We start from the raw sequence: 13,676 nt of genomic DNA, 5'->3' as shown, positions 1-13,676 counted from the left end.
TTCAGGGCTCGCGGACGAGGACTTCCGCACCCTGTTCGTCGGGGAAGCGACTCTCGAGAGAGGCAGGATCACTCCACTCGTCGTCGGTGACGAGCGCGTTCTCGAGGTCCGTCCGGAGCACCGATTCGTCGTGGTCCGTGCCAATGAAGACGAGTTCCGTCCGCCGATCGCCGTGGTCGTCGTGCCACTCGAGGTCTGGACGGTTCGATCTGTAGAGGTCGCGCTCGACCTCGGGGAGGCTCGCGATCCAGGGCCCCCGTGCGGTGGCTCTGACCGACGGCCCGGCCTGGGCGATCGAAACACGCATCTCGTTGTCGGCGATCCATGCGGTCCCCTTCGCGCGGACGATCGCCGCCGGGAGCGTCTCGAGGAACGCGGCGAACCGCTCGGGATGAAACGGCTGGCGACGACGGTAGACGAACGACGAGACGCCGTAGACCTCGTCCGGATGGTGGTGGCCGTGATGGGAGTCGTGGGCCACCTCGTCGCCGTGCTCGTGATCGGCGTCGGCCGCCGCCAGCACCCGTTTCCATCCGGGGAGGTCGTTCACACGTTTCGGGTCGAACAGGTCTTTCCCGAGCAGTCGATCGGGATCGACCGCCGAGAACGTCGTGGAGATCGTCTCTGCGTCCGGCTGGAGGGCGCGGACGAGTTCCGCAGCCTCCGTGAGTTCCGTCTCGGTACACAGGTCGGCTTTGTTGAGGAGCACGACGTTCGAGACCTCGACCTGCTCGACGAGCAGGTCCGAAAGCGGCCGGTCTCCCTCCTCACCTCGCCGCTGTGGCGTTTCGTCGCCGGCGAACGCCTCGAGGAAGGCGGGCGTGTCGAGGACGGTGACGAGCGTGTCAACGTCGTAGCGCGCGGCGACGCGGGACTCGGTCGTAAACAGCCGCGCGACGGGTGCGGGTTCCGAGATCCCCGACGATTCGACGACGAGGTGGTCGAACGACCGGTCCCGGGCCAGTCTGACGACGGCGGTCTCGAGGTCGTCCTGAAGTTCACAGCAGATACAGCCGTTGGAGAGCTCCGCGACGCCTCCCTCGAGTTCGAGTTCGGAGCCCTCGGCGACGAGTTCGGCGTCGACGTTGACTGCCCCCATGTCGTTGACGAGGACCGCGAGCGTCCGATCGCCCGCGTTCGACAGCAGGTGATTGAGGAGTGTCGTCTTGCCCGCCCCCAGACTCCCGGAGAGAATCGTGACAGGAATGTTCTCGGCCGTTTCCGTAGCCATGTTCGACCACTGGGGTCGCAGCGCCTTGAAACCGATCCAAGAGGGTTTTTAGCCTTCAGGACCCACACACTGACATGACCCTGGCTGACCGGATCGAACGGTATCGCGAAACGCTCGAGGAGTGGTTGCGAGGCCTTTACCACGGAATGATATCGCATCCGGCCTACGAGAAAATCGAGAAGGAAGCCGAGGACACCGAGGACGCGTTCATTCTTGCGTGTTTTCCGGACGCGTTCGGCATTCCGTCGCCGGTCTCGTACTACACGTCGGAGCTATTGCCCTACCTCGAAAACGAGTTCGAATCGTGGGAACGGCGGCTATGGGATCGCGACTCGTATATCGAACGCAAGGGTCAGCAGTACCACTTCTGATGGAACCTTTCGTCTTCTTCGGCGGCAAAGGTGGCGTCGGGAAAACGACCGTTTCGTGTGCGTACGCGCTACGATGTGCGCGCGACGGGCACCGAACGCTGGTGGTCTCGACCGACCCGGCCCACTCGGTCACCGACGTGTTCGACCAGGAGTTCGACGATTCCCCGCAACCGGTCGCGGGAATCGACGGACTCGACGCGATGCAGATCGATCCCGACGACGAGGTGACGCGACACTTAAACGAAATTCGACAGGACCTCTCGGAGCAGGTTTCGGCGGCGATGGTCAACGAGATCAACCGCCAGTTGGAGATGGCACACGGGACCCCCGGTGCCTACGAGTCGGCGTTGTTCGACCGGTTCGTCGACGTGATGCGTAGCGCAGATCCGTACGAACGCGTCGTATTCGATACGTCGCCGACGGGCAGCACACTCCGACTCCTCGGGCTACCGGAGCTGCTCGAGGGGTGGATCGATCGGCTGATGCACAAACGGCGGACGAGCATCGATCTCTTCGAGAAGGCCGCCGTCGGCGCCAACGAGCCGCGGCGCGTGATGGAGGGTGATCCTGTCCTCGCGCGCCTCCAGGAGCGCAAGGAGTTCTTCGAATTCGCCGGGTCGGCGCTCCACGACGACGCCGCGTTCTTTCTCGTCTTGAATCCCGACGAACTGTCGCTGAACGAGACCCGACGAGCCATCGTCGACCTCGCGGAAAAGGATCTCGCGGTCCGCGGGCTCGTCGCAAACAAACTCACGCCGTCGCCCGACGCCGACGAGAACGGCCGCGGCGCACGCTACCTTCGCGAGCGCGTGGCGACGGAACGGGAGCGACTCGAGACGATTCGAACCGAGTTCGAACCGCCCCTGGTTGCCGAAATCGGCTGGCGGAGCTCGGAGGTCAAAGGCGACCTGCTCGAGGACGTGGCCGACGAACTCGACATCGAAACGGCCGTGGAGCCACCGACGCACGTCTGACTCGAGCGGCATCGAACGGATTGGAGTCGACCGGTTCCCAGCACGGAGGCTCCGAGCTCACAGAGTGAATGGGCCCCGGAGAACGGACTTGTGACCTGGAGGGCGGAGTTCGGGTGTCGGGGGCCCAGACCGGTGGGCTCGACGACTGTGCTTCGGTCTCGAGTGAACCCAGCCGATCCACACCGGGGCCTGTGAGGCGACTCCATACCACGCCGCTGTCGGACAGAAACCCGTTTAGTCATCCCGCGACCAGAATGGATAATGAGTACGAGTTACCGGATCGGACTGGTCGGGAAACCGTCCGTCGGCAAGTCATCCTTTTTCAACGCGGCGACGATGAACGACGTTCCCGAAGGTGCGTATCCGTTCACAACCATCGATCCCAGCGTCGGCGAGGCCTTCGTGCGCGTAGACTGCGCCGCACCGGAGTTTGACGAGGAGTGTACTCCCTCCGTCGGCTACTGCGACCGCGGGACGCGGTTCGTGCCGACGAAACTCGTCGACGTCGCTGGACTGATCCCCGGTGCACACGAGGGGAACGGGCTCGGGAATCAGTTTCTCACGGACTTAAACGAGACCGACGTGCTCGTCCACGTCGTCGACTTTTCCGGCACGACCGACGCAGAGGGCGAGCCGACCGAGAGCTACGACCCCCGCGACGACATCGCCTTCCTCGAGGAGGAACTCGACCAGTGGTACCTGGGAATCCTGGAGAAGGGTATCGAACGCTACGCGTCGGGCTACACCACGGAGGACGACGCCATCGAGGAGGAACTCGCCGAGCAGATGAGCGCCTTCAAGACGACCGAAGACGAAATCAAGCGCCTCATCAGACGGGTCGACATCGGCTTCGATCCGGACGAGTGGGACGAGACGGACGAACTCGAGTTAGCTCGCGAAATTCGGACAGCGACCAAGCCGTTGATGATCGCGGCGAACAAAATGGATACGCCTGCCGCCCAGGAGAACTTCGAGGAGATCGCGAACGATCCGGACTACGACCACCTGACGATCGTCCCCTGCAGCGCTCACGCCGAGAAAGCATTGAAGTCGGCCGACAAGGCGGGCGTCGTCGATTACCGGCCGGGGGACGCGGATTTCGAGATCACAGGCGACGTTTCTGCCGGACAGAAAGAGGGCCTCGAACAGATCCGGGGATTCCTCACCGAGTACGGCGCGACCGGCGTTCAGGCGGCTCTCGAGACGGCGCTGTTCGACGTCCTCGGTGTGACACCGGTGTTTCCCGGCGGCGCGAACGGGTTGGGGAACGAACACGGCGAAGTATTGCCGGACTGTTATCTGATACCGCCGAACTCGACCGCGGAAGCGTTCGCGTACAGCCTCCACTCCGATATCGGCGCCGGCTTTCTACACGCCATCGACTGCCGAACGAACCGCCAGTTAGGCAAAGACTACGAGGTCGAATCGCGGGACGTGATCGAAGTTATTACGACGAACTGACGCCACTCGACTATACGGTAGCGCGGAGTCCCCTTCCTCAAGCGCGAGTGAACGCGAGCGGTAGGGAGGGGAGGAGCGCGTTCGTATAGCTGGGCATTTCATCCATCTATAAATAGCCACATGGCTACATTGAATAGATGGCAGACGACTACGTGCGTCGGACGGCAATTACCCGCCTCTTGGTAAATGGTGAGCAACGCGACTTGCTCGAAGATACCATCTCCGAGTGGAAGCGGGGGTGCCAAATCGCCACAGACCTCGCATGGGAACGGTGTAACACCAAGAGTGACGTGCAACCTCTCGCCTACGATTCTGTGCGCGACCAGACCGACCTCGGGAGTCAGCACGCGATTCTCGCCACCCACCAAGCCTCACAAGCCATCACCAGTTGCATCGATCGCCGGTCGAAGGGCAAGAAGGTCAGCAAGCCGTCGTTCACCGTGCCGACCATGAAGTACGATACGCGGACGATGACGGTGTTCGATGACGATACCGTCTCCCTCTCCACGACGGAGAGCCGGGTCCGGTGTCCGCTTGACCTTCCCGACGCTGACGATGGCTACCAGTGTCAGTATCTCGACTCGGACGAATGGAGTGTTACGGAAAGTACGCTCACCGCCCGAGATGGCGAGTTCTTCCTGCATATCGGCTTCCGCCGGTACAAGAACGATACCGAACGGAACACCGCCGAGGACGGAACGGTTCTCGGGGTTGACCTCGGTATCGAAAACCTCGCCGTTACCAGCACTGCCTACTTCTTCAGCGGACGGGAGCTCACCCACAACCTCCGCAAGTTCGAGAAGGTACGCGCCGGGTTGCAACAGACCGGGACGCGAAGCGCCCACCGGACCCTCGTACAGTCGAGTGGTCGGGAACTCCGTTACGTCCGCGACGTACTACACCGAGCGTCGAACTCGCTGATAAACGAAGCACTCCGCTACGACTGCGACGTAATCGCGTTCGAGAACCTAACCCACATCCGCGACCGAACGGGTGCGTCATGGCGGCACAAGTGGGCGTTCCGAACACTTTACGAATACGTAGAGTACAAAGCCGAATCGGTCGGAATATCGGTGAAGCAAGTGGGGTCGGCGTACACGTCAAAGCGGTGTTCCGAGTGTGGATTCACGGCAGACGAGAATCGCCCGTCGCGCACCGATTTCCAGTGCGTGAAGTGTGGGTCAGGAGCGAACGCGGATTACAACGCGGCGAAGAACATCGGTATGCGGTACGTCCGTCGAGGCCTACAGTCGTCTCGGCGGACGGGCGACAGTCAGCTCGCCCTCAAGTCTGGAACGGTGACGCCGAAGAGCGGATTCACCGCCTACCCTGACGGGTTCGAGGCCGAGTTCACGGACAAGCCCCACCCTCAAAGTACCGAAGGTGCTTAGGGTGGGGTAGTTGACAGACTACCGCGTTATGTTGGAGGAACTATCATCAGGGAATGCTGTGACTGCGAAACCGTGATTCATGAACGGAAACGACGTGAACAAGGCGATTTTATACCTCCTTCAACAGGATTCTCGCCGCACCACGACCCAGGAGATGGCCGAGCGAATCGGGGTGTCGGCCAGTGCGATACGGACCCGTATCGAGCAGATGGAAGACGAGGGAATCATTCGCGGCTATTATCCGTCGATCGACTACGACAAAGCGGGTCTCCAGCTCCATCTGCTCTTCATCTGTCGCGCGCCCGAACTCGGGCGAGAGGCGCTCGCAACCGAAGCGCGAACCGTCCGCGGCGTCGTGGGTATTCGGGAAGTTCTCAACGGATCAGCCAACGTTCAGATCGAAGCTGTCGGAACGAATACCGACGATGTCGCTCGCATTACCGACGAGTTGAGCGATCTGGGCCTGACCGTGGTCAATTCCAAACTAATCAAGAGCGCGTCCGTTCAGCCGTTCGATCACTTCGGCGAACAAATCGTCGGAGAACTCGATGACCAGCCAGTTCCCTGATTGGAACCCCGTCGAAACGCGCCGATCCGAGACGGATTCCGTGTCGCTGGGATCGGGTTCGACGAGCGATCAGAGGCGTCACGGCACGCTCCAGTGGCGTCCGGTCCCGACCCGGTACCTCGACACCGGCGATGGCGAGGCGACAGGTTCTCGTCGCGGGCCCGCTTTGTCCCGACAATGAGTCTGCGCCAGCCCTCCGTGTTCCGGCCGACGAAACCAGACGTCGCGGTATTCGTCTCGGGCGTGACCAGTATGGGGCTGGAGATTCTCGCGGGCCGGATCATCGCCCCGCAGTTCGGGAGCAGCGTCTACACCTGGGGGAGCATCATCACCGTCTTCCTCGCCGCGTTGAGCCTGGGCTACTGGCAGGGCGGCAAACGGGCCGCAACCGCGTCGATCCGCCGAATGACCTGGATTCTGCTCGGAACGGCGGGATACGTCGCCATCGTCGTCTACGGGAGCGACCAGTTGTTGCTCTCCGCGTCGATGCTCCCACTGCCGACCCGGTACGCGTCAGTGCCGGCCGTGCTCATCCTCTTCGGGCCGCCGACCTACCTGCTCGGCTTTATTAGCCCCTATTCGGCCGAACTCTCCCAGAAAGACGGGATCGGCGAAGCGTCGGGCCACGTCTACGCGCTCGGCACCATCGGCAGCATCGTCGGTGCGGGCGTGACGACGTACGTCCTCGTCCCGGCGCTCGGCATCGAGATGATCGGCATCCTGTTCGGATTCGTCCTCGTCGGCACCGCCTTCGCGCTCACGCTGCCCACGCTGCCGCCGCGTCCCGCGGTCGCAAGCGTCGCCATCGCCTTCTTGCTCGTGCTTGCAGCCGGCGTCGGCCCGGTTACGTTCGATCATCGCGGCGACGTCGTCTACCAGACGCAGACGGCCTATCAGGAACTCGAGGTGATCGATGACGGGGACGTCCGGACGCTGTATCTGGACGGTGCCCGGCACAGCGCGATGGATCTCGATAATCCCGACCGGCACGTCTTCGAATACACGCGGTACTTCCACATCCCCATGTTGATGGTCGACGACCACGAGGAGGTCGAGAACGTGCTGTTCATCGGCGGGGGCGGCTACACCGGACCGAAGGACTTCGAGCGGAAGTACGACGTCGACGTGGACGTCGTCGAACTCGATCCCGCGGTGACCCGGACCGCAAAGGAGTACTTCCGACTCGAGGAAGGTGACAACCTGACCGCCCACACGGAAGACGGGCGAGTGTTCCTACAGAATACCGATACGAAATACGACCTGATCGTCCTCGACGCCTACCAGAAGGATCAGGTGCCCGTTCACTTGACCCAACTCGGGTTTATGGAACTCGCCGAATCGCATCTGACCGAGGACGGCGTCTTCCTCGCGAACGTTATCGCCGCGCCGAGTGGCACGGGGTCCGAATTCTACCGGGCACAATACAAGACCATCGACGAAGCCTTCGAGTCCACGTACAGCTTCCGGACATCGAGCTGGGACTCGGTTCAGAACATCGAAGTGGTCGCGACGAAGGACGAAACGAGCTTCACCGAGGCCGAACTCGCGGCGCGAAACGAACGCCGCGACCTCGGAATCGACCTGAACGCCGAGGTCGACAGCTACATGGATGACCCAGCGACCGGAGACGTTCCGATCCTGACGGAAGACCACGCGCCCGTCGACAACCTCCAGGCGTCGACGATCGGCCAGGACTACGTCATCGAACAGACCGAGGGTGATCGGGAATCGGAACCTGCTTCGTCCATCGCGACCGGGATCCGGCCGGCCACGCTCGCACGGCCGGCACCGACGATCGAGGCTTCCGATTCGGTGGGGGTCGATCCGACATCGACGGTCCATCCCACCAGCGCTAGCGCTAGCGGCTGACGGCGATCAGTCGAACAGGCCCTCGGGTTCGAGTGGCGTCGCTGTCCGCCAGTAGTGGTTCAGCGAGTCCTCGGCCCACGAACGAACGGCGTCGTCGTCGGTATCGACGGCGGCCCGAAGGACGCCCTTTTCGTCGCGAAGCAGCAGTGAGACGGTCTCGTCGGCGATCATGACCGCGAGCGGAACGCCCTCCTCGCGAACCCTGATTTCTGCGGTCTCGGCTGCGAGCAGCGACTCGAGCTGGTCACGGAGTTCGGACTCGTCCGCGAGCGCGTCGATGGCACTCCGGCCGAAGACGCCACGGAACCGCTGGTCGCCGTCCGTTACCCGCTCCCTGACGACCGCCAGGGTCTGTTCGTTGAACGTGTGAGAGAACGCCCGAACCTCGTCGGCTTCGCGAAGGAGGGCGAGCAATCGTCGCAACGGTGCGTTCGGTCGCGTCGCGCTGGGGACGGTAATCGTCGCGTCCGCGAGCCGACGTAGATCGACGTCCATCGCGTGGGTCGGCAAGTAGTCCACGATCTCTCTCAGTGTTTGCTCGGTCTCGAGAATCTCCTGGAGGTCGGTGAACCCCGTCGAGACGAGTCGCCCGGTTGCGGTCGCGACGTACTCGTCGTCGTCCCGTCTGACCCACGATCGGTCCCGAAAATCCCTGAGTATCCGACCGAGCGTGGCTTGCGAGGCGCCCGTTTCGGCCGCCAGTTCGTTGCGCGCGTATCGTCCCTCCGACAACAACCCGAGCACCTCGACGCGGTTCGACGAGAGCGCGAGGAACTCGATCTCCGCGAGGGCCGATTCCATACACTCTGTCGTTACCCCGGTCGTAAACCGTTTTCGCACCGTGAAATCCTTTCACGACCTGTTTCGCTCTCGCAGTACCGGAGTCCTTTCCCGGTCTACTAATCCTTTCTTCCCGTGAAATATTTTCTGAACGAAATTATAACCCCGACGCTCGTACGGTCTCCTATCATGATCCCCGCTATCGGGGCAGCACTCGCCTCAGTATCTGCACACGCGGTTCGAACGGAGGTGGCGGACTCCCCGTGAGTTCCCGTCGCATCATCACCTATTTCGCCCTCTCGAGTCTGTTCTTCGGAGGGACGTTCGTCGCTGCGAAAGCGGGACTGGCGTATTTCCCGCCGCTGTTGTTCGTCGCCGCTCGATTCGACATCGCAGCGATCCTGATGCTGGCGTACGTCGGCTGGACCACTTCCGGACCGGAACTGTTCCCACGGACGCGCGGCGACGTCGTGGGTATTCTCGCGACCGGCGTCCTCGCGATCGGACTGACCAACGCGCTGCTGTTCGTCGGCCAGCAGTACGTCTCCAGTGCCGTCGCCTCGATCCTGTACAGTCTCAACCCGATCATGACGCCGGTGTTCGCCGCGGCCATGCTCTCGGACGAGCGCCTCTCCGCTCGTGGTGCGGCCGGCATGGGTATCGGCCTGCTCGGCGTTGGCCTCGTCGTCAGCCCCGATCCCGCGAACCTGCTCGGCGGCGCCGTCGGCAAGGGAATCCTGTTCGTCGGTGCGGTCAGTGCTGCGCTCGGTGCCGTCCTCATTCGGTGGGCCGACAGCGACCTCTCGAGTACGGTTCGCGTCGCCTGGGGGCTGCCATTCGCGGCCGCACTCTGTCACCTGCTGGCCTGGCTGGGCGGCGAGTCGGCGGCGACGATCGAGTGGACCCCGAACGCTGTTCTGGCGCTCGGCTACGTCACCATCTTCGCGGGCGTCTTCGCGTACATCACCTACTTCGGACTCATCGATTCGGCGGGCGCTATCCGCGCGAATCTGATCTTCTACGTCGTGCCTGTCGTCTCGACGCTCGGCGGCTGGGCGCTGCTCGGCGAAACGATCGACGCGCTGGCGATCGTCGGCTTCCTGACTATCTTCGTTGGGTTCGCGGTGCTCGGCAGCGGATCGATCGATGCCGACGCGCTCGCAGCTCGAGCCCGCGCGTACACGTCCGCTTCCGACGTCAGCCATGAAAGCGACTCTCGCGTCAGAGACGAACCGCGAGGATATCGGTCGGACTGACCGTCACGATACGCGACAGCGTGACTGCCCTGGCCGGGCTACTCGGGGACGGTCAAAACAGGGAGAGTTCGCCGGTCACGCTATCGACGCGGTCGTCCGCGGCCGGTCCGACGGCCAGCGCAGTGACGGTCCCGGGCTCGAGTTGCGTGTGGCCGGCGTCGCGGACGATGGCGTGGGGAATACCACCACGCTCGGCGATTTCGGCGAGTTCGTGAAGCTGGCGTTCGCTCGTGCCCTTCAGGACGACTTTCTTCTGACCGCCCTCCTTCCACTGGTTTTGCAACTGTGAGTCGGCTTTCTCGTAGGCCGATAACGACGCATGAGCGACCTGTGCGGCGAGTTTTCCCTGCCCCATTCCGACGTCTGTGCGGGCAACGATTGCCTGTTTCATGGCTGATTCGAGGACGGGGACACCTTTATCCGTACCTATATCGCTGGGCGCATCTGCGGGTACCGCGCCAGCGAGATCGACGGCAGGTCCGGGTTCCATCCGTCGGAGTTGTGCCCCGAACGTCACATAGTCTTTTGTAGTGTGATGCAATGGCATGGGCATGAACGAGGAACCGATTCGGTCGGCCTTCCCCGAACTGGAGGCTATCGAGGACGACGAATTGCGAGCCGGCGTCATCGATGCGTGGACGACAGCCGTCGCGGAACACGACATCGACGACATCACTGCGGTGCCGTGGTTTCCGCCGTCTCAGCGCGAGTTGGGGCTGGACGACGAGTATCTTGTAGACCACGTGCGGGACGTGACCGCTTGTGCGATCACGGTCACGGAGACGCTACTGGAGCGACGGCCAGCCGACGTCTCGCTGGATACCGTCATCGCAGGGGCGCTGGTCCACGACGTGAGTAAACTCGCAGAGTTCGACGGGATGGACGAAACAGCGATTTCCGGCCTGCTCGGTCACCCCCACTACGGTGTCTACAGCGTCGCGCAAGCGGATTTACCGGTCGAACTCGCTCACATCGTGCTCTCGCATACGAGTCGAACGACGGTCGAACCGGCGACGTTGGAAGCCGAAATCGTGAGACACGCCGACGAAATCGCCGCGGCCGCCATCCGATCGCGGGCGACGGACGACCTCCGGACGGTGTGACCGGACGGGGCTCAAGGCTCGAGCGCTCGTCCCCACCGAGACGACGAGTACGGGATAGATGATGGGTAATGTCTTCCGACAAGAACGATGTATTTATCATGACTATATCTATTACCAGTTTTAATGCGTGGAATCTTAGTTGGGGATGCTGGAACACTAGAACACGCCCAGCTCACAGAATTTGCTTCCGAGTCTTGGTATGAATCTACCATATTATCTACCGACGAATTCAGCGCCGTTCATGTTCATCACGGTGAGCGAGCACCAGCCTCTCATCAAGCAGTCGAGACAGGATCGATCCGGTATCTTCGCCATGGGATCATTCGTCAATGCTCCTATGATTCTGAGAAAGAACTTGCGACCGAACTGCTTGATAGTCCTGAGTCAGTATTACCGAAGCTTGATGGTTCGTTTCTTCTCTGTGTATTCGATGATGACGATCTTGTTATCGCCACTGATCGTCTCGCATCGAAGCGGCTGTATACTTCTACGGACCCCTTTATTGCCAGTTCATCGCTTGCGGCACTCGCACGTCACCAGACCGATCCGGAAATCGACCCGAAGACGGTTGGTGACCTCTTAACTTTCGGCTATGCTTGGAACGACAATTCGCTTATCAAGAGCGTGGATACAATGCCGATAGCAAGTTATATCGAAGCGTCCAACCAAGTCCCGCGCCGTTATTCGTCCTATGTTTCTCGAGAGTCAAATGGGTCACAGTCGTTTGTGGATAACGTTGCTTTAGAATACCGAAACGCTGTCCAATCGTGTACGGATAGTGTCGAGGCCGGTGACCATATGGGAATGTGGCTTTCCGGTGGCCTCGATAGTCGATTCGCTGCGAAGGAACTTAGCCGGTCGAGAAAAAATATTCGAACCTTCACATATGATGGAAATCCGGCAGACGGAACCAACGTCGAACCAGCAAAAAGAATCGCTGCAAAACTGAACATCGATCATGAAATCTGTGAGTTCACACCGAACGGCACAGCAGAATATCTCGATAAGGCCGCACTGCTCACGGACGGAATGAAAACATGGCGATATATTCATGGCGTAGACTACATTTTCAATGACCTCTCAGACAACGTTGATGTCATGCTGGACATCTCAGGCCAGGGCGAAGTATTCGGCGATGATATTTTCTCCGAAACACTCCAGCAATCGAATAAAGCTGACTTAGTGGACTCACTTTATCACGATTTGGCTGCATTTGACGCAAATAAAATTCTCAAAACACCATACTCCGGCCGCCAGACGACCGCAAAAGCAATTGACAACGCAGTTGGCAATACTGTCTATGAAACCGGTTCAGACGTCATTTACGCGAATTACTTCCGTAATCATTACCGAGGAGATCTCGTCGGCTCTCAGGTTGATACTCGATCGCCACTAACAAGCCGCGCTCTCCTGGAACGCACCGCAGCTCTGCCGCCAAAGCTCCGTCAACATTACTTCCCCATGACCGGAGGAAAAATCCCGCAGCCAGTCGCGCCACTGAAGCTCAAACTCGCCAGACGAACAGACTCGCTTAGTGACATAAAATACGAACGAACGAACTTGCAACCAAAATGGCCTCAGCCAATACAACTTCTGGGCGCCGCATATGTTAAACTCCGTCACGACCGTTACGGAACTAAAGCCAACTGGTACCGCTCCAATACCACCCTCCGACGAACAGTCGACGACCGACTGGCCAACATGACCGAACTGGACTTCATAAACAAACACGCAGTAGCACAACTTCAAGACGAAGTACTATCCGGCGACGACGATGCTCTCCACCCAATTGCCGTGCTTTCATCAATCGGAAGTTGGCACCAGCAGGTAATGTGAATTACTCCGTCCTACGCGCTTCACACGTTGAAGATGAGATTCCTGCTTCTACGACGCGCTGTGCAGAACCGTATGAATTCCCGCAGGGAGCGTAGTCTCCCCAAGCGGTGAGTCGCATAATTTCGGCCCATTTTGTGTTTTTCGACCTGCGAACCAATATACTGGAAACCGCGTTCCAATCCCTATCCGCGGTGAAACGAGTGAACTACCCACCCTCCTCGCTCGCAGTTGAGGTGCTCGTATCTTGAGGGTGGGCCTTCCCGGTTCTACGACGGCGTTTGCACCGAACGAAACGGTTGGCGTAGAGACACCAGTCTCCACGGGCAGAGATTCGGAGTGATCCACTCCTACGTTGCGCAGGCCATGATTCAGGATCTTGACCGCGGCGTTTGCGTCACAATCGGCTTCGAACATACGCCGGGCATGAGTGGTCCCGAACCCAGAGCGGCTTAGCCGTTTAGACGCCACCGTTCACACACTCTTTGGTCGTCCCGTGAGGTCGAATGGGTACGAAGTGCGTTCGTTCATGTTCACACTTGTACTCAAGCATACAAGCATACGGAGGAACGTCTCCAGGCTGCGGCGTGCGGTTCTTAGCTGTAATTGGGGGCGCTAAGCCCCCTTCCTCAGCGAGCGAAGCGAGCAGGGAGGGGATACAACGCCCGCACGTCTTGGTTTCGTGTAAATCGGCACCCTTATTATCCCTTCGGTTGAAGGTGGTAATAAGATGCTCACCACGCTTCCGGCGGTGTTCAAACGCGACAACAAGCGTGCATCGTCGGTTGTGGCCGAGTGTCGAACCGGGAGGAGTGGGACACTCCGAACCACCTGTCAAG

Annotated in this window: 12 protein-coding genes and 1 pseudogene; 9 read left to right on the top strand and 4 right to left on the bottom strand. The window is 60.6% G+C overall.

Annotated elements, in window-relative coordinates; all coding sequences use genetic code 11:
- Position 1: 1 nt before the first annotated feature.
- Positions 2-1,231 carry a CobW family GTP-binding protein gene (locus NJU76_RS02050; RefSeq protein WP_254531149.1) on the bottom strand — a complete coding sequence of 410 codons (1,230 nt, stop codon included), beginning with the start codon at positions 1,229-1,231 and terminating at the stop codon, positions 2-4.
- 74 nt (positions 1,232-1,305) lie between these two features.
- Here NJU76_RS02050 and NJU76_RS02045 point away from each other — a divergent pair, with 74 nt between their 5' ends.
- The 6 genes from NJU76_RS02045 to NJU76_RS02020 all read left to right on the top strand — a co-directional run bounded on the left by NJU76_RS02045 (position 1,306) and on the right by NJU76_RS02020 (position 7,865).
- Complete coding sequence (locus NJU76_RS02045; protein WP_254531148.1) at positions 1,306-1,602, top strand: DUF7990 family protein; 297 nt, start codon at positions 1,306-1,308, stop codon at positions 1,600-1,602.
- Positions 1,602-2,576, top strand: coding sequence for an ArsA family ATPase (locus NJU76_RS02040; protein ID WP_254531147.1), 975 nt, complete (start codon positions 1,602-1,604; stop codon positions 2,574-2,576). The genes NJU76_RS02045 and NJU76_RS02040 overlap by 1 nt, the downstream gene beginning before the upstream one ends.
- 261 nt (positions 2,577-2,837) lie before the next feature.
- Complete coding sequence (locus tag NJU76_RS02035; protein WP_254531146.1) at positions 2,838-4,037, top strand: redox-regulated ATPase YchF; 1,200 nt, start codon at positions 2,838-2,840, stop codon at positions 4,035-4,037.
- A gap of 137 nt (positions 4,038-4,174) precedes the next feature.
- Positions 4,175-5,428 (top strand): RNA-guided endonuclease InsQ/TnpB family protein, encoded by a 1,254-nt coding sequence (locus NJU76_RS02030; RefSeq protein WP_254531145.1) that lies wholly within the window; start codon positions 4,175-4,177, stop codon positions 5,426-5,428.
- Positions 5,429-5,507: 79 nt separating this feature from the next.
- A complete protein-coding gene (locus NJU76_RS02025) occupies positions 5,508-5,996 on the top strand; it encodes an Lrp/AsnC family transcriptional regulator (RefSeq protein ID WP_254531144.1) in 489 nt (162 codons plus the stop codon).
- Between the two features lie 177 nt (positions 5,997-6,173).
- On the top strand, positions 6,174-7,865 hold the full coding sequence (locus NJU76_RS02020; protein ID WP_254531143.1) for a spermidine synthase: 1,692 nt from the start codon (positions 6,174-6,176) through the stop codon (positions 7,863-7,865).
- A gap of 6 nt (positions 7,866-7,871) precedes the next feature.
- Here the strand turns inward: NJU76_RS02020 and NJU76_RS02015 are convergent, their stop codons facing one another.
- The gene (locus tag NJU76_RS02015) at positions 7,872-8,666 is read right to left on the bottom strand and encodes a helix-turn-helix transcriptional regulator (protein ID WP_254531142.1); all 795 of its coding nucleotides are present in this window, start codon (positions 8,664-8,666) and stop codon (positions 7,872-7,874) included.
- A gap of 242 nt (positions 8,667-8,908) precedes the next feature.
- On the opposite strand from NJU76_RS02015, the gene NJU76_RS02010 reads away from it, so the two are divergent.
- Complete coding sequence (locus tag NJU76_RS02010; protein ID WP_254531141.1) at positions 8,909-9,901, top strand: DMT family transporter; 993 nt, start codon at positions 8,909-8,911, stop codon at positions 9,899-9,901.
- A gap of 52 nt (positions 9,902-9,953) precedes the next feature.
- Here NJU76_RS02010 and pth2 read toward each other — a convergent pair whose 3' ends face one another.
- Positions 9,954-10,292: a peptidyl-tRNA hydrolase Pth2 gene (gene pth2 / locus NJU76_RS02005; protein WP_254531140.1), complete on the bottom strand. Its 339-nt coding sequence runs from the start codon at positions 10,290-10,292 to the stop codon at positions 9,954-9,956.
- Positions 10,293-10,452: 160 nt separating this feature from the next.
- Here pth2 and NJU76_RS02000 point away from each other — a divergent pair, with 160 nt between their 5' ends.
- Complete coding sequence (locus tag NJU76_RS02000; RefSeq protein WP_254531139.1) at positions 10,453-11,004, top strand: HD domain-containing protein; 552 nt, start codon at positions 10,453-10,455, stop codon at positions 11,002-11,004.
- A 123-nt stretch (positions 11,005-11,127) separates the two neighbouring features.
- Positions 11,128-12,840 (top strand): asparagine synthase-related protein, encoded by a 1,713-nt coding sequence (locus NJU76_RS01995; RefSeq protein WP_254531138.1) that lies wholly within the window; start codon positions 11,128-11,130, stop codon positions 12,838-12,840.
- A gap of 237 nt (positions 12,841-13,077) precedes the next feature.
- On the opposite strand, the pseudogene NJU76_RS01990 reads toward NJU76_RS01995, so the two are convergent.
- A pseudogene (locus NJU76_RS01990) lies at positions 13,078-13,399 on the bottom strand (zinc ribbon domain-containing protein); the annotation flags it as partial.
- Positions 13,400-13,676: the final 277 nt, after the last annotated feature.

Source organism: Natrinema gelatinilyticum (genome assembly GCF_024266705.1).
GTDB classification, from domain to species: domain Archaea; phylum Halobacteriota; class Halobacteria; order Halobacteriales; family Natrialbaceae; genus Natrinema; species Natrinema gelatinilyticum.
This window is presented reverse-complemented; position numbering and strand designations above follow the sequence as displayed.